Origin of the sequence: Paraburkholderia sp. SIMBA_053, assembly GCF_046534895.1 — a bacterium.
Taxonomy (GTDB): domain Bacteria; phylum Pseudomonadota; class Gammaproteobacteria; order Burkholderiales; family Burkholderiaceae; genus Paraburkholderia; species Paraburkholderia caledonica.
This window is the reverse complement of record NZ_JAWRXU010000003.1, coordinates 538,500-558,761: the sequence shown is the minus strand read 5'-3', so window position 1 is coordinate 558,761 and position 20,262 is coordinate 538,500. Positions and strand designations below refer to the sequence as shown.

Below are 20,262 nucleotides of genomic sequence, written 5' to 3'. Positions count from 1 at the left end.
GAGGAGACTCATGCATCGCGCCACCAAGATTGTCGCTACCATCGGACCGGCTTCCAGCACGCCGGAGATCCTGCTGCAAATGATTCAGGCAGGCGCCGACGTGGTGCGGCTCAATTTCTCGCACGGCACGGCCGACGACCACCGCCAGCGCGCCGAATTCGTGCGCGAGGCGGCTCGCCAGGCGGGCCGCGAGGTCGCCATCATGGCGGACCTGCAAGGCCCGAAGATCCGGGTCGGCAAATTCGAAAACGGCAAGGTTTCGCTCGTCGCGGGTGAGCCGTTCATCCTGGACGCCGACTGCGAGCTCGGCAACCAGGAGCGCGCCGGTCTCGACTACAAGGACTTGCCGCGCGACCTGAAGCCGGGCGACGTGCTGCTGCTCAACGACGGTCTGATCGTGCTGAACGTTCAGCGCGTGATCGGCAACGAGATTCATACGATCGTGAAGATCGGCGGTGACCTGTCCAACAACAAGGGCATCAACCGCCAGGGCGGCGGTCTGTCGGCGCCCGCGCTGACCGCCAAGGACATGGAAGACATCCGCACGGCCATGTCGCTCGGCGTCGATTTTGTCGCGGTGTCGTTCCCGAAGAACGCGACCGACATGGAAATGGCCCGCCAGCTGGCGAACATCGCCGGCGCACCTTACGGCATCAAGCCGAAGATGATCGCCAAGATCGAGCGCGCCGAAGCCATTCCTGCGCTGCAAGGCATTCTCGACGCATCCGACGGCATCATGGTTGCGCGCGGGGATCTCGCCGTGGAAGTGGGGAATGCCGCAGTCCCCGCGCTGCAAAAGCGGATGATTCGTATGGCACGCGAGTCGAACAAGTTCGTGATCACCGCGACGCAGATGATGGAGTCGATGATCTACGCGCCGGTGCCGACCCGCGCCGAAGTGTCGGACGTCGCGAATGCGGTCCTGGACGGTACGGACGCGGTCATGCTGTCGGCGGAATCGGCGGCGGGCAAGTATCCGGTGCAGACCATCGAGACAATGGCGGCGATCTGCGTCGAAGCCGAGAAGTCCGAGCAGTCGGAGCTGGACCGGGATTTCCTCGATCGCACGTTTACGCGCATCGACCAGTCGATCGCCATGGGCGCGCTCTTCACGGCGTTCCACCTTGGCGCGAAGGCGATCGTCGCGTTGACCGAATCGGGTTCGACCGCGCTGTGGATGTCGCGTCACTGGACGCACGTGCCGATCTTCGCGCTCACGCCGCGGGTCGGCAGCGAGCGGGCAATGGCGCTGTACCGCAACGTGACCTCGCTGCATCTGGACACCAACACCGACCGCGACACCGCGTTGCAACAGGCGTTGGAGACGGTGGTCAGCAAGGGGTACGCGTCGCGTGGCGACATGGTCGTGCTGACTGTCGGCGAGCCGATGGGGCAGGCCGGCGGCACGAACACGCTGAAGATCGTGCGGGTCGGCGAGCCGTATTGATCGCATGCCCGGCGGACCGGGGTGAGTGGTTGCACCCGCTCCGGTCGACCGCCCTGCATGGGATCGGAGTAACGCGTTAAAGCGCGAACTCCGGTCGACAGCTTTGCATGGGATCGGAGTAACGCGCTGAAGCGCGAACTCCGATCGACAGCTTTGCATGGGACCGGAGTAACGCGCTAAAGCGCGACTCCGGTCGACAGATTCGCATGACCGGTACTGGCTGGATCGAACGAAGCAGGTTGTCAGGCCCGCGAGAGGCAGTGCACCCGCCGCGATTGCGTGCATGGCGTGAATGAACAGGTGCGCACGGGTATGCAACTTGCTTCGCGACAAGATCGCCCACAAGATGCCGGCGGCACAAGAATTCGTTTCAATCTAAGGAGTTACAGCATGCCTCTCGTATCAATGCGTCAACTGCTGGACCACGCCGCTGAAAACGGCTACGGCCTTCCGGCATTCAACGTGAACAACCTGGAGCAGGTGCAGGCGATCATGGCGGCGGCCGACAAGGTCAATGCGCCGGTCATCATGCAGGCTTCCGCTGGCGCGCGTAAGTACGCGGGCGAAGCGTTCCTGCGCCATCTGATCGAAGCAGCGGTCGAGTCCTATCCGCACATTCCCGTCGTGATGCACCAGGACCACGGCCAGTCGTCGGCGGTCTGCATGGCGGCGATCCGCAGCGGCTTTACGAGCGTGATGATGGACGGCTCGCTCGAAGCCGACGGCAAGACGGTCGCTTCGTACGAGTACAACGTCGACGTATCCCGCAAGGTCGTGGAAGCCGCGCATTCGATCGGCGTGACGGTCGAAGCGGAACTCGGCGTGCTCGGCTCGCTGGAAACCATGAAGGGCGACAAGGAAGACGGCCACGGCGCGGAAGGCACCATGACCCGCGAGCAATTGCTGACCGATCCGGAGCAGGCCGCCGACTTCGTCAAGCTGACGCAGTGCGATGCGCTCGCAATCGCAATCGGCACGTCGCACGGCGCATACAAGTTCAGCAAGAAGCCGACGGGCGACATTCTGTCGATCCAGCGCATCAAGGAAATTCACCAGCGCATTCCGAACACGCACCTCGTGATGCACGGTTCGTCGTCGGTGCCGCAGGAACTGCTCGCGGAAATCCGCGAGTTCGGCGGCGACATGAAGGAAACCTACGGCGTGCCGGTCGAGGAAATTCAGGAAGGCATCAAGCACGGCGTGCGAAAGGTCAACATCGACACCGACCTGCGTCTTGCGATCACCGGCGCAATTCGCCGCTACATGGCGACCAATCCGGGCAAGTTCGATCCGCGCGATTATCTGAAGCCGGCGCGTGAAGCTGCGATGAAGATCTGTATCGAGCGCTACACGCAATTCGGCTGCGAAGGCCAGGCTGGCAAGATCAAGCCCGTTTCGCTTGATAAAATCGCGGAGAAGTACAAGTCGGGCGAGCTTGCGCAGGTCGTCCGCTAAGCGGTATTTGCTTCAGCGCAGGCTCTACACCTGGCCGTCTGGCCAGGTTGTCGTTAGATCGCCGTTCCCGCATCATCCGGGGAACGGCGTTTCCCTTTTGTTCCGGTCACACTTTTTGCCTTACTTTTAGCGAACCATGACGATGTCTACCCTCTACGAATCCACGCTCCGCTCGCTGCCGCTGCTCGGCCGCGGAAAAGTCCGCGACAACTATGCAGTGGGCAACGACCAGTTGCTGATCGTCACGACCGACCGTCTGTCGGCGTTCGACGTCATCATGGGCGAGCCGATTCCGAATAAGGGGCGCGTGCTCAACGAAATGGCGAACTTCTGGTTCGAAAAGCTCAAGCACGTGGTGCCGAATCACCTGACCGGCGTGGCGCCGGAATCGGTTGTGGCGGCGGACGAAGTCGAGCAGGTCAAGGGCCGCGCGGTCGTCGTGAAGCGCCTCGAGCCGATCCTCGTTGAAGCCGTGGTGCGCGGCTATCTGGCCGGCAGCGGCTGGAAAGATTACCAGGCCACGGGTTCGGTGTGCGGCGTCGAATTGCCGGCTGGTCTGCAAAACGCGCAAAAGCTGCCTGAGCCGATCTTCACGCCGGCAGCCAAGGCCGAGATGGGCCATCACGACGAAAACATCACGTACAACGACATGGAGCGTCGCATCGGCACCGAGCTGTCGGCCACGATCCGCGACATTTCGATCAGGCTGTACAAGGAAGCTGCGGATTACGCCGCCACGCGCGGCATCATCATCGCCGACACGAAGTTCGAGTTCGGTCTGGACAACCACGGCAAGCTGTACCTGATGGACGAGGCGCTCACCGCCGATTCGTCGCGCTTCTGGCCGGCCGACCAGTATCAGGTCGGCACCAATCCGCCGTCGTTCGACAAGCAGTTCGTGCGCGACTGGCTGGAAACACAGGACTGGGCGAAAGAGCCGCCCGCGCCGAAGCTGCCGGACGACGTTATCCAGAAGACGGGCGAGAAATACCAGGAAGCGCTCGAACGCCTGACCGGGCAGAAGCTCGCCTGACCAGATCCGGGCCGTTCGAGAAAAGGAAGCCGCAAGATGAGTGAAGCACAGACCGCCCACACGCATGGCGCGCCGGTTATCGGCGTGTTGATGGGCTCCAGTTCCGACTGGGAAGTAATGAAGAACGCCGTCGCGATCCTGCAGGAATTCGGCGTGCCCTACGAGGCAAAGGTCGTCTCCGCGCACCGCATGCCGGACGAAATGTTCGCCTATGCTGAAAGCGCGCGCGAGCGCGGTATCCGCGCGATCATCGCGGGCGCGGGCGGCGCGGCGCATCTGCCGGGCATGCTGGCAGCCAAGACCACGGTGCCGGTGCTCGGCGTGCCGGTGGCGAGCAAGTATCTGAAGGGTGTCGACTCGTTGCATTCGATCGTGCAGATGCCGAAAGGCGTGCCCGTCGCCACGTTTGCAATCGGCGAAGCGGGCGCGGCGAATGCGGCGCTGTTCGCGGTCTCGATCCTGAGCGGCACGAGCGGCGAATATGCCGAGAAGCTTGCGGCGTTCCGCGTGCGCCAGAACGAAGCGGCCCACGCAATGGTATTGCCGGCGCTGTAAGCGCGCGCCGGGAAATGGGCCGATGCACCTGCTGAAACGGCCTCAGTAACGGCTCGATTGATACACGAAGTCCCCTGTCAGACTCACCGGCCGGACGGTTGCCATTGCAGGAGTTGCAGGACTGCAGGCACACCCGGTCGCGACCGACCACTAAGATGAACCCAGACAACACACCGGTTTCACCGATTTTGCCCGGCGCATGGCTCGGCATGGTTGGTGGCGGCCAGCTCGGCCGCATGTTCTGCTTTGCCGCTCAGGCAATGGGCTATCGCGTCGCCGTGCTCGATCCTGATGAAAGCAGCCCCGCGGGCTCGGTCGCCGACCGCCATCTGCGCGCGGCCTACGACGATGAAGCGTCGCTGACCGAACTCGCGCGGCTATGCGCAGCGGTGTCCACCGAATTCGAGAACGTGCCGGCCGCGAGCCTCGACTTCCTCGCGAAGACCACGTTCGTGAGCCCGGCCGGCCGATGCGTCGCCGTGGCCCAGGATCGCATTGCCGAGAAGCGCTTTATCGCTTCGTCGGGCGTGACGGTCGCACCGCACGTGGTGATCGAATCGTCGGACGCGCTCGCCGCGCTTGACGATTCGAAGCTCGAAGCCGTGCTGCCCGGCATCCTCAAAACGGCTCGCATGGGTTATGACGGCAAGGGCCAGGTTCGCGTGCGCAATGCCGCCGAAGTGCGCGAGGCGTATGCGTCGCTCGCCGGCGTGCCGTGCGTGCTGGAAAAGCGCTTGCCGCTGAAGTTCGAAGTTTCCGCGCTGATCGCGCGCGCGGCGAGCGGCGCTTCGGTCGTATACCCGCTCGCGCAAAACACGCATCGCGACGGCGTGCTGTCGCACACCATCGTTCCGGCGCCGGACGCAAGCGCCACACTCGTCGAGCAGGCGCAACAAGCCGCGCTGCAAATCGCGGACAAGCTCGGCTATGTCGGCGTGCTGTGTGTCGAATTCTTCATCCTCGAAGACGGCTCGCTCGTGGCCAATGAAATGGCGCCGCGTCCGCACAACTCCGGGCATTACACCGTCGACGCCTGCGCGACCAGCCAGTTCGAACAGCAGGTACGTGCAATGACCGGCATGCCGCTTGGCGACACCCGTCAGCATTCGCCGGCAGTCATGCTGAACATTCTCGGCGACGTCTGGTTCCCGGACGGCCCGAAGGGCGCGTCGGTTACGCCGCCATGGCACGAGGTCGCGGCGATGCCGGCGGCGCGTTTGCATCTGTACGGCAAGGAAGAAGCCCGTTGCGGCCGCAAGATGGGCCATGTGAATTTCACGGCTGCGACGCTCGAAGAAGCACGCACGGCGGGGCGCGACTGTGCGCGGCTGCTGCACATCGCCACGAGCTGACGCGCAAGCCATGCCCGATCGACAGCAACCCGCCCAACCCGGTGCAGACGCCGCCAATGCGCTGCCCGTGAGCGCCGCGCAAATCGAGCACGCAGCGGCGCTGCTCGACGCAGGCGGTCTCGTCGCGTTTCCTACGGAGACGGTCTACGGGCTCGGCGGCGACGCCGAGAACCCAGACGCGGTGGCTCGCATATATGCGGCGAAGGGCCGGCCGGCGAATCATCCGGTGATCGTGCATCTGGCTCCGCAAGGCGATCCGCACTACTGGGTCGAGCATTTGCCTCAGGAAGCGCAGCGTTTGATCGACGCGTTCTGGCCTGGGCCGCTCACGCTCATCCTGAAGCGCGCCGCGCGCATACCCTCGGCGGTCAGCGGCGGGCAGGATTCGGTTGGACTGCGCTGTCCTTCGCATCCCGTAGCGCAAGCGTTGCTGCAGGCGTTCAGCGCGTTGCGCGACGGACATGGCGGCGTCGCGGCGCCCTCGGCGAATCGTTTTGGGCACGTGAGTCCGACCACCGCACAACATGTCCGCGAGGAGTTCGGCAGCGCGATTCATGTGCTGGACGGCGGCGCGTCCGACGTCGGCATCGAATCGACAATCGTCGATTTGTCGCGTGGTTTTCCTGCCTTGCTGCGACCGGGCCGCGTCACGCCGCAAGATATCGCCGACGTGCTCGGTGAAGCGCCGCGCCTTCCCGACGGCTCCGACGCAACGGCGCCGCGCGCGTCCGGAACGCTGAAGGCGCACTACGCGCCTCGCACGCCGTTGGCGCTGTTGTCGTTCACCGCGCTCGAACCGGTGCTGGCCGCCCGCGAGCCGGGCGAGCGCGTTGCGCTGGTCGCCCGCGCTTCGCGCGCGGGGCATTGGGCCGACGCCGAAGGCGTGCATTTCATTGCGGCGCCGGAAGATCCGCATGTGTATGCACGCGAGCTATACGGCTTGCTGCGGGCGCTCGATCGTGCCGACGTCACGCGCATATTGATCGAGAAGTTGCCGGATACGATCGAATGGATCGCCGTGAACGACCGCCTGGGCCGCGCGGCAGCGGCGTTCGAAGCGCAAAGCCACGCCTGAACTCTCACGTCTCCCGAAGCGCTCCAGAGTAGCGGAGAAGCGCGCAATAAAAAACGCCTGGCTGCAATCGACACGCTCACACAGTCGATCAGCCAGGCGTTTCGCATTCCAACGTTCGCAGCTAAAGACCGCGTCACGCGCGGTCTCCCAAACTCCACTTATTTACCGAGCCCGGTCGCCGCGATCTGCTGCTGGACATACTGCGCGAACAACGCGTGCATGTGCGTGCTCGGGTGGACCGTGTCCGCGAACATGTAGGTCTGGTCGGCACCGGCCACCGTGTAGGTTTGCGGCGAGCAGAACAGCGAAGAGGCGAACTGGCTGCCGTACTGCTCCGGAGTCAGGCCGTTCGTCGCGGCGGGATTGGCTCGGGCGTAGGCCGTTGCATTGGCCTGCATCGCGCTCAGGTTGCACGCAGTGTCGGTGTTGGACACCGTGAAGCCGAGCGCCTTGTAGTTCGGCAACTGCTGATCCTGCCACGCGAACGCATCGACCACGATCACTTTGCCCGTGCCCACGAGGCCGAGCGCCGTGAGGTTCTGAACGAAGAGATAGTTATACGCGGCGGCGATTCCCGACAGCAGCGCGGCGGAGCCCGGTGTCTTCGCGTTGGACGCGACGCCAAGCGGCGTATTGCCGATGTCGGGCACAGTCGAGACCACCACGTGGGTCGCACCCGCGCCAACAATGGTTTTGACTTGCGCGGCCAGTTGGGCGGCGGCCTGAGCGACCTGCGGGTTAGACAGCTGCTGCAGATAGCCGACGATGAACGCGACCTGGCCTGCCTGCGTGTTCGGCAGCTTGCCTGCCTGCACGAGCAGCGGGTATTGCGTCTGTAGCGCGGTGCCGAGCGCGGTCAGGTTAGCGGTGTTTTCCGCGAACTGGAAGATGTCGTTCGCTCCGCCGTTCACGAGCACCAGCTGATTCGGGTTGAAGCTCGAATGGGCACCGAGGTAATTCGCGACTTGAGTCACGATGGGCACCGTCGTGGCCGCCATGTTGTTAGGCGCCCAGCCTTTGCCTTGAGCATTGACGACGTCCGAGCCGCCCTGCGCATAACCGTAGCCGCCCGTTGCGACCAGCGGCTGGCCAAAGCCGCCGAGGTATGCCGGCTTCAAGGTATCGCCGTAATACTCGGCCACTTTCTGCGTCCACACTTCGCCCGGATTGGTCGTGAAGCGGCCGCCGCCGAAGCTGCCCTGAATCACCGGCGAATAGGTGCCGGCGTCCGAGAGGCTGTCGCCGAACGAAACGACTTGCAACTTGACGCCGCCCGCAGGCGTGCTGCTGGCGTTGTTGTTATTGTCGCTGCCACCGCCGCACGCGGCGAGCAGCGCAAACGCCGCGCTCGCGATGGCGGTTTGCGAGAGGCGCAACCAATGCTGTTTCCTCGATGCTGTGTGCTTCATGTTGACTACATCTCCTCGTATGTTTGGCCCTTGCGCCATATATTGCAGGCTGCGTCCACCGCGTCGGCGGCGTGACGACAGCTTACAGAATCTTCTACGGTCTGCGTCGTGCGGAAAACGCGGCCGTATCGTTGCTATCGTCGATGGTTGCGCGCGCAAGCGTGGCCGTTGAGCCGCCGCTGCTGCGCGCGTGATAGTCGGCCGCCCACGCGGGCGGTGCGAAAAGTGCACGCAGCTTGTTGCGCGCGCCGTGCACGCTCGCGAAGTCGCGCGCCATCGACGCCCATTCGTGGAACGTCACCTTCAGCGGGTTATACGTATCGAGCGGCTCCACGATGCCGTACACGGGCGGCTCGCGCGGGTCCTCGTCGACGTAGCTGCCGAACAGCCGGTCCCACACCACGAGCACGCCAGCGTAGTTGCGGTCGATATAGCGGTCATTGCGTGCGTGATGCACGCGGTGAATCGACGGGGTGTTGAATACGTACTCGAGCCAGCCGAGCTTGCTGCCGAATTTACCGATCGCCTGCGTATGCACGAAAAACTGGAAGCCCAGGTTGATCAGCACAATAGCGACGATCTGCTTCGGCGGAAACCCGAGTACGGCGAGCGGAATCCAGAAGAGCCACATGCCAGCCACCGGATACATCAGGCTCTGGCGGAACGCGGTCGAAAAATTCATCCGTGCCGACGAGTGGTGCACGACATGCGCGGCCCACAGCCATCGCACGCTGTGGCTGCAACGGTGAAACACGTAGTAGAGCAGATCCTGCGCGACGAACAGCACGGCAAACGAAAGCCAGCCTGCGTGCCACGTGTAGACGCGGTAGTGATCGTAGAAGAACGCATAGACAGGGATGATCGCGAGCCAGGCGAGCTTGTCGGCGGCTTGCTGCATGAGCGCGAGCGCTGCGTTGCACAGCGTATCGCGCCAGCTATAGAGCCGCGCGCCGGGGCGCGTTCGCCGCAGGTGCCACGCCTCCCAGCCGATACATGCGAGAAAGACTGGCGCCATGGCGAGCAGCAGCAATTCGGCGTCGAATTGCATGGTGTCTTCCTCCGTGGTCCCTTGTCGCCGCGTGATATGCCGCGGTGTTTTGTCGTGTTGCTGTGCGAGCGTGCAGCGCGTCTCGAACACTGCTCGACAGCGTACACGCTTAAGGTCTCACCGCGCGCCGCCTTCGCTAGAAGGAATCCTCAATGCGCTTCGCGCTTGCGCGGGTTTTTCCTGGGCTTGCCATGCGGTGCCACGCCGGCCGATTCCGCGGCAGGCGCCGAGATTTTGCTGAAGCCCGAGCTCGGTCCCTGATACACCCATTCGAGCAGCGCGTCGTGCGCGGCGCGCGCGGCCTCGGAGTGCGGATCGTTGATGAAGCTCACTACCACGTAGCTGTTGCCGTCCGCCGATGCCACGTAGCCCGCGATCGCCCGCACGTCGCGCAAGGTGCCGGTCTTGATTTGCGCGTTGCCGCCCGCGCCCTGGTTGGTCAGCCGGTTGCGCATGGTGCCGTCCACACCGGCGATCGGCAGCGACTGCACGAACACCTGGGCGACAGGGCTCGCGTTGGCGCGTTGCAGCAGGTCGGCGAGCGACAGCGCGGTGATGTGCTCCTCGCGCGAGAGGCCCGAACCGTTGTCGAGCGTCAGATATTCCATGTCGATGCTGTCACGCCGCAGGAACGCCTCGATCGCGCGGGCCGATTTGGCGGGCGTCGCAGGCCCTTTTTCTTCAGCCGCTCCGATCGACAGGAACAGGTTGCGCGCCATGGTGTTATTGCTGAACTTGTTGATGTCGCGAACGATATCCGACAACACCGGCCCCTGATGCGTGGCCACCAGTTTTGCGCCGACGGGCACGGCGCCTTCACGCGTCGCGCCGCTGAAGGTGCCGCCCGTCTGCTGCCACAAAGCAAGGAAGCCGCCCGCGAAGAACGCCGAGTGGTCCAGCACCGCGACGTTGACGGTGCGCGGACCGCAGCGCACCGAATAGTCGCCGGCGAACGATGCGACGAGCGTGCCGTTCGGCGTCGGCGTGACGGTGGGCGACACGGATGCCGCTTCGCCGCGGCACGGGCCGTTGACCGCGCGCATCTGATTGTCGATCTGCAACTGTGCAAGCGCGGGCAGCACGTCGATTGTGACGGTGCCGTCGGATGAAGGCGTCAACGTGAACGATAGCGACTTGAATGCGTATAGCAGCGGGTCGGGCCCGACGTTGTATGGCGCGCTCGCGTCGTCGTCGAACGGCGGCAGATCGCGCGTCGACGGATCGAAGTAGCGCTTGTCGAGCACCAGTGCGCCGTCTATGCCGCGAATCCCCGCCTTGTGGATCTTCTGCACGAGGTCGATGAGTTCTTCAGGCACGAGCTTCGGGTCGCCCGTACCTTGAATGTACAGATTGCCGTGCAGCACGCCGTTGGCGTCGACTGTGCCGTCGGCGTACGCGTTGGTGCGCCAGCGGTAGTCGGGGCCGAGAATCGACAGACCGGAGTAGGTGGTGACGAGCTTCATCGTCGAGGCGGGCATCATCGGCTTGCCCGCATTCAGCGCGACGATCGGCGTGCGATCGCCGACTTTTTCGATGACCACGCTGATCGACGACAACGGCACGTGCGCGCGCTGCAAGCCGATCATCACCGATTGCGGCAACACGGTGCTGACGTTGACGCTCGGATGGGCCGCCTTGACGCGCGCCTGCGCTGCAAGCGGCAGCGACGCGCCGCCGGCAAGCGCGGCACAGACGAGCAGCCATGCGCTCGCGTGCGACGCTGCGCGCCGCGGCGCGGCGGAACCAGCGCAGACGGACAAGGGTGCGATGAAAGACGACGTTAAGCACGAGCGCAGCGCCGCTCGATGAAGATGGCGTGCGGCGAAAGACAGGAAAGCGTGCGTCATGGACGGGCGAGAAAGCAAAATGTCAGGGCGTGCAGCACGCGGCGATTCAAAGCAGTGGAGATGCGCCGCACGAAGGTTCGCAGCGCGTCGGCGGGTTCGTCGTTGCGCATGCGGCGTTGAGGCATTCGAGCTGGCGCGCATTGCTCGCGTACTACGTGAGTCAAGCCCGAAGCCGCCGCGCGACGCAAAGCGCCCATTGTAGTGACATGCCGCCGCGCTGCGGTGAAAAAAGCGCCACACGGCGCGCACGCGCAGAGCGGGCGCTAGAATGCGGCATCATCGAATGTTGAGGAAACGGGACCATGCGCATTTTGCTAGTCGAAGACGACCGGATGATCGCCGAGGGCGTCCGCAAGGCGCTGCGCGGCGAAGGCTTCGCGGTCGACTGGGTGGAAGACGGCGAAGCGGCGCTCAGCGCGGCGGGCAGCCAGCCCTACGACCTCGTGTTGCTCGACCTCGGACTGCCCAAGCGCGATGGTCTCGACGTATTGCGCACGCTGCGCGCGCGCGGCCACGCTTTGCCGGTGCTGATCGTCACGGCGCGCGACGCGGTAGCCGACCGCGTGAAGGGTCTCGACGCCGGCGCGGACGATTACCTCGTCAAGCCATTCGATCTCGACGAACTCGGCGCGCGTATGCGCGCGCTGATCCGTCGCCAGTCGGGCCGCAGCGATTCGACAATCCGCCACGCCAATCTGACGCTCGATCCCGCGTCGCATCAGGTCACGCTCGACGGTGCGCCGGTGGCCTTGTCGGCGCGAGAGTTTGCGCTGCTCGAGGCGCTGCTCGCCCGGCCCGGCGCCGTGCTCTCGAAGAGTCAGCTGGAAGAAAAAATGTACGGCTGGGGCGAGGAGATCGGCAGCAATACCGTCGAGGTCTACATTCATGCGCTGCGCAAGAAGCTCGGCGCGGACCTGATCCGCAACGTGCGTGGCCTTGGCTACATGATTGCCAAGGAAGCCTGAGCCGATGCGTTCAATCCGCCGTCAATTGCTGGTGTGGCTGCTTGCGCTCGTGTTACTCGGCGTCGGCGTGGCGGGCTGGTTGATTTACCGCCAGGCGCTTGCCGAAGCGAATGAACTGTTCGACTACCAGTTGGAGCAGATCGCCGCGGCTCTGCCGTCCGAACCGTTCTCACAAGTGCTCGGCTCGCGCGATACCGGCGACGAAGGCATCGTGCTGCAGATCTGGAATCGCAACGGCGTGCTGATGTACTACTCGCGTCCTCGCGCGCCGCTCGCGCCGCGCGCTGAACTGGGCTTCACGACCGAGCATACGGATCGCGGCGACTGGCGCGTGTATGGGGCGATCGTCGGCGATAACGTCGTGCAGTTGGCGCAGCCGCTGTCGGTGCGCAACCGCCTTGCCGCCGACGTCGCATTGCGCACGTTGTGGCCGTTGATCGTGCTGCTGCCGGCGCTCGGGCTCGCAGTGTGGGTGATCATCGGACGCGGGTTGCGCCCGCTGCGGCGCGTGACGAGCGCGCTCGATGCGCGTCATCCCGAGGCGCTCGATCCGTTGCCCGATCAGCGCCTGCCGCTCGAAGTGCAGCCGCTCGTGCGCGCGTTGAACGGGCTGTTGCAGCGTCTCGCCACCGCGCTCGACATCCAGAAGGCGTTCGTCGCCGACGCCGCGCACGAACTGCGCACGCCGCTTGCCGCCGTGCAGATTCAATCGCAACTGGTGGCGCGCGCGAAAGACGACGCGGCGCGCAGCGAAGCGCTCGCCGACCTGCAAGCGGGTGTGACGCGCGCGACACGCCTTGCCGAGCAACTGCTCGCGCTCGCGCGCTCGGAGCCGGACGGCCTCGGCGCGACCGAGGCCATCGACTTGCGCTCGTTGTTGCAGGACTGCGTGGTGACCTATGCGCCGCTGGCTGAAAATCGCGGCGTGGACCTCGGCATCGAGGCGAGCGAAGCGGCTACCGTGATCGGCGATCCCGAGTCGCTGCGCGTCATGTTCAACAATCTCGTGGATAACGCGACCAAGTACACGCCGCGAGGCGGGCGCGTCGACGTGAGCCTGCATGTCGAACAGGGTCATCCGGTCGTGCGTATCGCCGACAGCGGGCCCGGCATCGAGCCTGCCGAACGCGAGCGTGTCTTCGACCGTTTCTATCGTGCGGGCGCCGGCGAAAATCGCGTACGTACCGATGTGGCCGGCAGCGGACTCGGCCTCGCGATCGTCCGGCGAATCGCGACGCAACATCACGCTACGGTGTCGCTCGACGAATCGCCGGCCGGCGGCCTCGAGGTTACCGTGCGCTTCTGAACCAATGCTTTCAATTTGCATGGTGCGGAAAAACCCCTGAAAAGAAGGCCAAAACACGATCTGTCGCTGCTTAAGACTCTTTTAAGCGATGCCCCGTACGCTTCCTGACATCCAAGTTTCTTTCTCCAGTCAGGAGTACACGATGAACGCGAAAACCTTGTCTCGCAGCGCTGTTGCAGCGGCTGTCGCCGTTGCGCTTTCCGCCGGCTATGTGGCGGGCCATCGCGACGTGCCCGCGCCCCAGGTCATCTCACCGGCGCAAGCGGCCATGATGCCGGCCGAAGCCGCCGCGAAAACCGGCATTCCCGATTTCTCCGGTCTCGTCGAAACGTACGGACCGGCGGTAGTCAACATCAGTGCAAAGCACGTCGTGAAGCGCGCGGCGCTGCGCAGTAATGGCGGCAATGGCGGCATGAGCGGCGGCAATCAGTTGCCGATCGATCCGAGCGACCCGTTCTACCAGTTCTACAAGCACTTCTTTGGCGGCGCGCCGGGCATGCAGGGCGGCGACGGCGGCGATGCGCCCGACCAGCCGAGCGCGAGCCTCGGTTCAGGGTTTATCGTCAGCAGCGACGGTTATATCCTGACCAACGCGCATGTGGTGGACGGCGCAAACGTCGTCACTGTGAGGCTGACCGACAAGCGCGAGTTCAAAGCCAAGGTGATCGGCGCCGACAAGCAGTCGGACGTCGCCGTCCTGAAGATCGACGCAAGCAGTCTGCCGACAGTGAAGATCGGCGATCCGCGTCAGAGCAAGGTCGGTCAATGGGTGGTCGCGATCGGTTCGCCATACGGTTTCGACAATACGGTGACCTCCGGCATCATCAGCGCGAAATCGCGTTCGCTGCCGAACGAAAACTACACGCCGTTCATTCAGACCGACGTGCCCGTGAATCCCGGCAATTCCGGCGGGCCGCTGTTCAATCTGCAAGGCGAGGTGATCGGCATCAACTCCATGATCTACTCGCAGACCGGCGGCTTCCAGGGACTTTCGTTCGCAATCCCGATCAATGAGGCGATCAAGGTCAAGGACGACATCGTCAAGACGGGTCACGTGAGCCGTGGGCGCCTGGGCGTCGCGGTGCAAAGCATGAATCAGACGCTGGCAAATTCGTTCGGCATGCAGAAGCCGCAAGGCGCGCTCGTCAGCTCGGTCGATCCGGACGGTCCTGCCGCGAAGGCGGGGTTGCAGCCGGGAGACGTGATTCTGTCGGTGAACGGCGATCCGGTGGGCGATTCGTCGGCGCTGCCTTCGCAGGTGGCCGGGCTCGCGCCCGGCAGCACGGCCACCGTGCAGGTGTGGCGTGACAAGGGCACGAAGGATCTGAAGGTGACGATTGGCTCGTTGTCGGACGCAAAGCTGGCCTCTGACAAAACCGATCAGCCCGCGCAGTTGCAAGGCCGTCTGGGCGTGGCCGTGCGTCCGCTGACGCCGGAAGAAAAGAGCAGCGCTTCGATCTCGCACGGTCTTCTCGTGCAGCAGTCGGGCGGCGCGGCAGAAAGCGCGGGTATTCAACCGGGCGACGTCATTCTCGCCGTCAACGGCCGGCCGGTGACGAGCGTCGATCAGTTGAAGCAGATGGTCTCCGGCGCGGGCAATAGCATCGCGTTGCTGATCCAGCGCGACAACGCGCAGATTTTCGTGCCGGTCGATCTGGGTTGATCGACGTCCGGTCAGTCATGACTGATCGATGAAGAGCATCGAGTAACGCTTGCCGGTCTGTTTGCACTTACTGCAGACAGACCGGCATTTTTCTTTCTGTGCCGGAAGCCGCAAACCGGGCGCTTTGCGGCGTGTGACGTGCGAAGCGGGCGATTCGCCGTGCTGTCGAGCGGCCGCGTGGCACGGCAGTTGCATCCACATTGAATCCGGTCCCATCGACGGGTAACGGATAAGGACGTCAATAAGGAGCAAACCGATGAAGAACCAACGCACTCAGCGAAAGATCGTAGCCGCCGCGGCCAGCGTGGCGCTCACTCTCGGTCTGGCGGGCGGCGCATACGCGCAGCAGGCGAGCGAAGTAACCGGCGGCACCACCGCCGACCAGACGAGCGCAGGCAACGCCAACGGCGGAGGTCTACCGCAAATCCAGCAACAAGGTGACGTGTCGTTCGTCTCGGGCGGCGTCGGTCTGGACGAGTCCAAGGCACTGCAGCAGGCGCAAAGCCAATGGCCGTTGTCGCTGCGCTTTACCGGACCGGGCTCGGACTATCTAGCCGACGTCCACGTGCGGATCGTCGACGCGCATAACGGCGAGGTGTTGAGCACCGCGTCGCGCGGGCCCTACATGCTCGTGAGGCTGCGCCCGGGGCGCTACACGGTGCATGCGACCTACAAGGACCGCGACCAGTCGAAGGCATTGACGGTGCCCGCAAAGGGCACGGCGAAAGCGGCGTTCTACTGGAACACGCAGTAAACCCGGGGCTTGTCGGGCAGGCAGCACGGAGGCCGCGCAATCGCGAGGACTTTGACCGATAATGAAGCCACGGGCCTGTCCCGTGGCTTTGCTGTATGCACGACCGCACACTTTCACGGAGCCGAGACATGAGCGATGCCTTGACACCTCACGCAAACCCGGACAAACCCTCCGGCGGGCACGCCATTACGATAACGGGCAATCATCACCGGGTGCGGGTGATTCATGGCGGCGTGACAATGGCCGACACGCACGCGGCGCTCACGCTCGCCGAGACCGGTCTGCCCGACGTTTTCTATTTCCCGCGTGAAGACGTGAACATGGCGCGGCTCGAACGCTCCACGCACACGTCGCACTGTCCGTTCAAGGGCGACGCATCGTACTACCACCTGCGCACCGAAGACGGCTTGATCGAAAACGCCGTATGGACTTACGAGACGCCATTCGAACAGGCAGCCCCGATCCAGGGATATCTCGCGTTTTACTCATCGCGCGTCGACCGCATCGATCAGACGTCCTGATCCGCTGTCGCGCGTCTGTCGGAGGCTGGGATGGAACTGAACGACGCGTTACGGATTCCACTTGCGCCGTCCGATGTCTGGGACGCGTTGCAAGACCTCGCGCTCCTACGCGCCAGCCTCGATAACTGCGAGTCGTTCACGCGCCTTTCGCACGGCGAATACGCGCTGGCTATGACGGTGCCGCTCGGACCGCTGCGTGCGCGTTACGAAGCGCGCGCGCACGTCGCGGGCCAGGATTCCGGCCCTGCCGACGCGGAGCGCCGCACGATCAATTTCAAGGCGCGCGCCGAAGGTATCGGCTCACTGCGCGGACAGATCGAAGTGCGTCTGCGCGCGGAAGAGGGCGCGCTCGGCAGCAGGGAGCGCGGCACGCGGATCGACTACACGATCTGGGCGACGTCGTCGGGGCCGCTCGCTGAACTGCCCACGCGTCAGCTCGAAAACGCGCTTCATCATCTCGCCGACGATTTCTTCGCCGAATTCAGCGCGGTCGTGCGTGCGAAGCACGGGCAGGGACCGAACCGCGCGCGCGGTTCGGCGGCGCGTCGTCAGCATGTATTTTTACGGCCTATCACGCTGAGCGGCGTTTCGCGTCGCACCCGCGCCGAACATGGCAACCCGCTCGCCGGACGCGCTGCCAGCGTGTCGCACGGCGTCTCGCACCCCGAGCCGACGCCGCATGCCATGCCGAACTGGGCGTGGGCAGCGATGATTTTTCTCGTCGCGCTTCTGCTGTATGTAGCGCGCTGGATCAGCGAGCACTGACGGCGCTCTCCCTGTTCTTCATGCCTCGACCGGCGCGCGGAACGGTTGCGCAGCGTGCGGGGTCGAGTGTCGTGCGCGCGCGACTACGAATTCGCGGTGACCGACTACGAAAGCGCGTCGCTTTTCACCCTGCGTTGCTTCGCGACGTCGATGCCATGCTTCGCTTTTAATGTGTCATCCGGCGTTTGCTTCGCTCGTAGCGTGCGTGTCACGCGGCAATTGCGTGGGCGCTGTGTTTCATGCGCCGCGAAATTCTCTTCGCCATGCCGAGGGCGAGGTCCGAAAGGCTTCGGCGAAATGTTGACGCAATGACGCCGCCGACCCGAACCCGGCGATGCCCGCAATCGCTTCCACCGACTGATCCGAACTCTCCAGCAACTGCTGCGCGCGCGTGAGCCGTTGTGCGAGCAGCCACGCGCCGACGGTCGTGCCGGTGGCGAGCCTGAAGCGCCGCGTGAAGGTGCGCCGGCTCATCAGCGCGCGCGCCGCGAGGCTGTCGAGCGTGTGCGGCGCGTCGAGGTTGCCGCACACCCAATCGAGCAGACCCGAGAGCCGGTCTTCGCGGACGTTCGGCGGCAGCGGCTGCTGGATGTATTGCGCCTGGCCGCCTTGCCGGTGCGGCGATACGACGAGCCGCCGCGCGACGAAGTTCGCCACCTCGGCGCCGCACATCTTGCGCAGCACATGTAAACAGCAATCGAGGCCGGCAGCCGTGCCCGCCGATGTCAGCACGTTCCCGTCGTCGACATAAAGCACGTCGCGATCGAGCCGGACACGCGGATAACGGGCCGCGAAGTCGTCAGCCCATGCCCAATGCGTGGAGGCCGGGCGGTCGTCGAGAATGCCGGCGGCAGCCAGCACGAACGCGCCGAGGCATAGACCGACGAGTTGCGCGCCGCGTGCGTGCGCCGCGCGCAGTGCGTCGAGCAAAGCGGCTGGCGGCGGCTCCGCGGGATCGCGCCAGCTAGGCACGATGATCGTGTCGGCTTCGGCGAGCGCTTCGAGTCCGTGAGTCACGGCAATGGAGAATCCTGCGGTCGTCGTCAGCGGGCCGGTTTCGGCTGCGCACACGCGGAAGTCGAAGCCGGGAGCGCCGGCGCCGCTGCGGTCCTCGCCGAACACCACGCATGGCACGGAAAGGTGGAATGGGCTGATGCGGTCGAACGCGATCACGGCGACGATGTGCGACCGCTGTGCGCCGGGCTTTGCGGCGGCCGGGGCGGGAAAGGCTGCAGGTGTAGCCATGAGTCAGGCACCTTATGAGAGCGACGACGATGGCCCGATTCTAGCGAAGATTGTCAATCGGGCCGCTGTTGGCAAGACGGGCGTAGGCGAACAATGCGTCATCGCGGCGGCCTCGCTTGCCTGAAGCTCGCGGGGCTGTGGCGCGCGACCTCATCAATCTTTCACAGGAGTCTTGCCATGACCACACCACGCCGCGCGCTGATCGTCATCGACGTGCAGAACGAATACGTAACGGGCAATCTGCCGATCGAGTATCCGGACGTCCAAAGCTCGCTAGCCAACATTGGACGCGCGATCGACGCCGCGCGCACCGCCGGCGTGCCGGTGGTGATCGTGCAGAACTTCGCGCCGGCCACTTCGCCGCTGTTCGCGCGCGGGAGCGAGGGAGCCGAACTGCACCCGGTGGTCGCTTCCCGTGAGCGCGATCACTATGTAGAGAAGTCGCTGCCGAGCGCGTTCACCGGCACGGACCTCGCCGACTGGCTGACAGCAAGGCAGATCGACACGGTGACGGTAGTGGGTTACATGACGCACAACTGCGATGCATCCACCATCAATCATGCGGTCCACGCGGGCCTCGCTGTCGAATTCCTGCACGATGCAACCGGCTCCGTGCCGTATGAAAACAGCGCGGGCTTTGCGAGCGCGGAAGAGATTCATCGCGTGTTCAGTGTGGTGCTGCAATCGCGCTTTGCGGCGGTGGCGAGCACCGACGAATGGCTTGCCGCCGTCAATAGCGGTGTGCCGTTAGAGCGCGGCAACATTTATGCATCGAATCAGAAGGCGCGCAGCCGGAACCGCTGATGCTGGCGTGAGGGACGCGGCTGAAAGGCCGCGAGTCGAGGGTCGCGTTTTGCAGGCCGCGGCGTATGGCGGTCCAACGCTGGTCCAGCGTGACAACGAGCGCTGCGAGGGCGGGCGCGGCCGTTTGCGAAATGGGAAGTTTGCCGACAACCGCGGCAACGACAGCCACCGCTCGGTCGGCCGCAAACTACACCGCGTGCGCCGCCCGCAGCCGCCGCGTCACGTCGACTTGCGCAGCGCCGGACTCAGACGCAATGCGTCGAAAATGCCTTCAACCATCCGCTCGCCGAGCGCGGTGAAATCCGTGGCATCGGGTAGAAACAGCATGTCTCGCAGCGATCCGCCGACAAACGCATGCACCATGGCAGCAGCGAGCTTCGTATCGAGATCTTCCGGCAATTGCCCTTTCGAGATTGCGTTGCGCAAGCCGCCTTCTATCTTGATCAGCGCCTCGCGCATATTGGTCTGATAGCGGACCATGACCGGCCCCATCTCTTCGACCAGCTCGCACTTCAGAAACAGAATGTCGAACACGCGACGGCGCCGCTGATCGGTCGCGGTATCGCGCACACAGACGATGCAGATCTCCATCAACCGCCCAAGCGGATCGGGCTCGTTCGGGTCCAGCGACGCGGCCTTGAGTTCGTCCAGCGGCAGCAGCACGCGGTCGAACATCTCGGTGAACAGATCGCTCTTGTGGGAAAAATGCCAATAAATGGCGCCGCGCGTGACCCCGGCCGCCTGTGCGATGTCGGCGAGCGAAGTGCGCGAAACACCCTTTTCGAAGAAGACCCGTTCGGCTGCGTCGAGGATGCTGTTGCGCGTCTCCAGCGCTTCTTCTTTGGTTCTTCTGACCATATTTGTATAACTTGCCCTGATTGCGGGTTTTCCCGAGCTTTTTTAAGTACGCTCGATGACAATCCGTTTGCCCTGAACTGTTTGGCGAAGCTTTCTTCCGGGTCCCCGCCCCGCAAGAGAAGTAACGCACTTTTACATCCATTCGTGAATGTATATATAA

The 20,262-nt window shown here is 64.2% G+C and carries 18 protein-coding genes; 13 read left to right on the top strand and 5 right to left on the bottom strand.

Features of this window, described 5'->3' with window-relative positions:
• The first annotated feature begins 10 nt into the window (after window positions 1-10).
• From pyk to SB753_RS14545, 6 genes are all read left to right on the top strand, one after another.
• Window positions 11-1,447 carry a pyruvate kinase gene (gene pyk / locus SB753_RS14570; protein WP_020069233.1) on the top strand — a complete coding sequence of 479 codons (1,437 nt, stop codon included), beginning with the start codon at window positions 11-13 and terminating at the stop codon, window positions 1,445-1,447.
• Between the two features lie 390 nt (window positions 1,448-1,837).
• Complete coding sequence (gene fba / locus SB753_RS14565) at window positions 1,838-2,902, top strand: class II fructose-bisphosphate aldolase (RefSeq protein WP_410800489.1); 1,065 nt, start codon at window positions 1,838-1,840, stop codon at window positions 2,900-2,902.
• A gap of 142 nt (window positions 2,903-3,044) precedes the next feature.
• Window positions 3,045-3,935: a phosphoribosylaminoimidazolesuccinocarboxamide synthase gene (locus SB753_RS14560; RefSeq protein ID WP_088175699.1), complete on the top strand. Its 891-nt coding sequence runs from the start codon at window positions 3,045-3,047 to the stop codon at window positions 3,933-3,935.
• A 36-nt stretch (window positions 3,936-3,971) separates the two neighbouring features.
• Window positions 3,972-4,490 carry a 5-(carboxyamino)imidazole ribonucleotide mutase gene (purE, locus tag SB753_RS14555; RefSeq protein ID WP_020069230.1) on the top strand — a complete coding sequence of 173 codons (519 nt, stop codon included), beginning with the start codon at window positions 3,972-3,974 and terminating at the stop codon, window positions 4,488-4,490.
• A 155-nt stretch (window positions 4,491-4,645) separates the two neighbouring features.
• The gene (locus SB753_RS14550; RefSeq protein WP_410800488.1) at window positions 4,646-5,842 is read left to right on the top strand and encodes a 5-(carboxyamino)imidazole ribonucleotide synthase; all 1,197 of its coding nucleotides are present in this window, start codon (window positions 4,646-4,648) and stop codon (window positions 5,840-5,842) included.
• Window positions 5,843-5,852: 10 nt separating this feature from the next.
• Complete coding sequence (locus tag SB753_RS14545; RefSeq protein WP_410800487.1) at window positions 5,853-6,917, top strand: L-threonylcarbamoyladenylate synthase; 1,065 nt, start codon at window positions 5,853-5,855, stop codon at window positions 6,915-6,917.
• A gap of 158 nt (window positions 6,918-7,075) precedes the next feature.
• Here the strand turns inward: SB753_RS14545 and SB753_RS14540 are convergent, their stop codons facing one another.
• From SB753_RS14540 to dacB, 3 genes are all read right to left on the bottom strand, one after another.
• A complete protein-coding gene (locus tag SB753_RS14540; RefSeq protein ID WP_020069227.1) occupies window positions 7,076-8,326 on the bottom strand; it encodes an SGNH/GDSL hydrolase family protein in 1,251 nt (416 codons plus the stop codon).
• A gap of 94 nt (window positions 8,327-8,420) precedes the next feature.
• Window positions 8,421-9,374: a sterol desaturase family protein gene (locus SB753_RS14535; protein ID WP_410800486.1), complete on the bottom strand. Its 954-nt coding sequence runs from the start codon at window positions 9,372-9,374 to the stop codon at window positions 8,421-8,423.
• A gap of 149 nt (window positions 9,375-9,523) precedes the next feature.
• Window positions 9,524-11,221 (bottom strand): D-alanyl-D-alanine carboxypeptidase/D-alanyl-D-alanine-endopeptidase, encoded by a 1,698-nt coding sequence (gene dacB / locus SB753_RS14530; RefSeq protein ID WP_410800485.1) that lies wholly within the window; start codon window positions 11,219-11,221, stop codon window positions 9,524-9,526.
• Between the two features lie 302 nt (window positions 11,222-11,523).
• On the opposite strand from dacB, the gene SB753_RS14525 reads away from it, so the two are divergent.
• The 6 genes from SB753_RS14525 to SB753_RS14500 all read left to right on the top strand — a co-directional run bounded on the left by SB753_RS14525 (window position 11,524) and on the right by SB753_RS14500 (window position 17,195).
• On the top strand, window positions 11,524-12,186 hold the full coding sequence (locus SB753_RS14525; RefSeq protein WP_020069223.1) for a response regulator: 663 nt from the start codon (window positions 11,524-11,526) through the stop codon (window positions 12,184-12,186).
• 4 nt (window positions 12,187-12,190) lie between these two features.
• Window positions 12,191-13,492, top strand: coding sequence for an ATP-binding protein (locus SB753_RS14520; protein ID WP_410800484.1), 1,302 nt, complete (start codon window positions 12,191-12,193; stop codon window positions 13,490-13,492).
• Window positions 13,493-13,634: 142 nt separating this feature from the next.
• Window positions 13,635-15,155 (top strand): DegQ family serine endoprotease, encoded by a 1,521-nt coding sequence (locus SB753_RS14515; protein WP_410800483.1) that lies wholly within the window; start codon window positions 13,635-13,637, stop codon window positions 15,153-15,155.
• Between the two features lie 256 nt (window positions 15,156-15,411).
• Window positions 15,412-15,909 carry a hypothetical protein gene (locus tag SB753_RS14510; RefSeq protein ID WP_020069220.1) on the top strand — a complete coding sequence of 166 codons (498 nt, stop codon included), beginning with the start codon at window positions 15,412-15,414 and terminating at the stop codon, window positions 15,907-15,909.
• Between the two features lie 128 nt (window positions 15,910-16,037).
• Entirely contained in the window at window positions 16,038-16,430 is a 393-nt protein-coding gene (locus tag SB753_RS14505) for a DUF427 domain-containing protein (RefSeq protein ID WP_027778891.1), read from the top strand.
• A 30-nt stretch (window positions 16,431-16,460) separates the two neighbouring features.
• Window positions 16,461-17,195, top strand: coding sequence for a CoxG family protein (locus tag SB753_RS14500; protein ID WP_020069218.1), 735 nt, complete (start codon window positions 16,461-16,463; stop codon window positions 17,193-17,195).
• A 237-nt stretch (window positions 17,196-17,432) separates the two neighbouring features.
• On the opposite strand, the gene SB753_RS14495 is transcribed toward SB753_RS14500, so the two are convergent.
• Window positions 17,433-18,440 (bottom strand): helix-turn-helix domain-containing protein, encoded by a 1,008-nt coding sequence (locus SB753_RS14495; protein WP_410800482.1) that lies wholly within the window; start codon window positions 18,438-18,440, stop codon window positions 17,433-17,435.
• Between the two features lie 177 nt (window positions 18,441-18,617).
• On the opposite strand from SB753_RS14495, the gene SB753_RS14490 reads away from it, so the two are divergent.
• Window positions 18,618-19,244, top strand: coding sequence for a cysteine hydrolase family protein (locus SB753_RS14490; RefSeq protein ID WP_088175692.1), 627 nt, complete (start codon window positions 18,618-18,620; stop codon window positions 19,242-19,244).
• Window positions 19,245-19,463: 219 nt separating this feature from the next.
• Here the strand turns inward: SB753_RS14490 and SB753_RS14485 are convergent, their stop codons facing one another.
• A complete protein-coding gene (locus SB753_RS14485) occupies window positions 19,464-20,102 on the bottom strand; it encodes a TetR family transcriptional regulator (protein WP_020069213.1) in 639 nt (212 codons plus the stop codon).
• Window positions 20,103-20,262 lie beyond the last annotated feature (160 nt).

Coding starts and splice junctions, on each gene's coding strand:
- pyk (WP_020069233.1), top strand. CDS start 11: ATGCATCGCGCCACCAAGATTGTCGCTACCATCGGACCGGCTTCCAGC.
- fba (WP_410800489.1), top strand. CDS start 1,838: ATGCCTCTCGTATCAATGCGTCAACTGCTGGACCACGCCGCTGAAAAC.
- SB753_RS14560 (WP_088175699.1), top strand. CDS start 3,045: ATGTCTACCCTCTACGAATCCACGCTCCGCTCGCTGCCGCTGCTCGGC.
- purE (WP_020069230.1), top strand. CDS start 3,972: ATGAGTGAAGCACAGACCGCCCACACGCATGGCGCGCCGGTTATCGGC.
- SB753_RS14550 (WP_410800488.1), top strand. CDS start 4,646: ATGAACCCAGACAACACACCGGTTTCACCGATTTTGCCCGGCGCATGG.
- SB753_RS14545 (WP_410800487.1), top strand. CDS start 5,853: ATGCCCGATCGACAGCAACCCGCCCAACCCGGTGCAGACGCCGCCAAT.
- SB753_RS14540 (WP_020069227.1), bottom strand. CDS start 8,326: ATGAAGCACACAGCATCGAGGAAACAGCATTGGTTGCGCCTCTCGCAA.
- SB753_RS14535 (WP_410800486.1), bottom strand. CDS start 9,374: ATGCAATTCGACGCCGAATTGCTGCTGCTCGCCATGGCGCCAGTCTTT.
- dacB (WP_410800485.1), bottom strand. CDS start 11,221: ATGACGCACGCTTTCCTGTCTTTCGCCGCACGCCATCTTCATCGAGCG.
- SB753_RS14525 (WP_020069223.1), top strand. CDS start 11,524: ATGCGCATTTTGCTAGTCGAAGACGACCGGATGATCGCCGAGGGCGTC.
- SB753_RS14520 (WP_410800484.1), top strand. CDS start 12,191: ATGCGTTCAATCCGCCGTCAATTGCTGGTGTGGCTGCTTGCGCTCGTG.
- SB753_RS14515 (WP_410800483.1), top strand. CDS start 13,635: ATGAACGCGAAAACCTTGTCTCGCAGCGCTGTTGCAGCGGCTGTCGCC.
- SB753_RS14510 (WP_020069220.1), top strand. CDS start 15,412: ATGAAGAACCAACGCACTCAGCGAAAGATCGTAGCCGCCGCGGCCAGC.
- SB753_RS14505 (WP_027778891.1), top strand. CDS start 16,038: ATGAGCGATGCCTTGACACCTCACGCAAACCCGGACAAACCCTCCGGC.
- SB753_RS14500 (WP_020069218.1), top strand. CDS start 16,461: ATGGAACTGAACGACGCGTTACGGATTCCACTTGCGCCGTCCGATGTC.
- SB753_RS14495 (WP_410800482.1), bottom strand. CDS start 18,440: ATGGCTACACCTGCAGCCTTTCCCGCCCCGGCCGCCGCAAAGCCCGGC.
- SB753_RS14490 (WP_088175692.1), top strand. CDS start 18,618: ATGACCACACCACGCCGCGCGCTGATCGTCATCGACGTGCAGAACGAA.
- SB753_RS14485 (WP_020069213.1), bottom strand. CDS start 20,102: ATGGTCAGAAGAACCAAAGAAGAAGCGCTGGAGACGCGCAACAGCATC.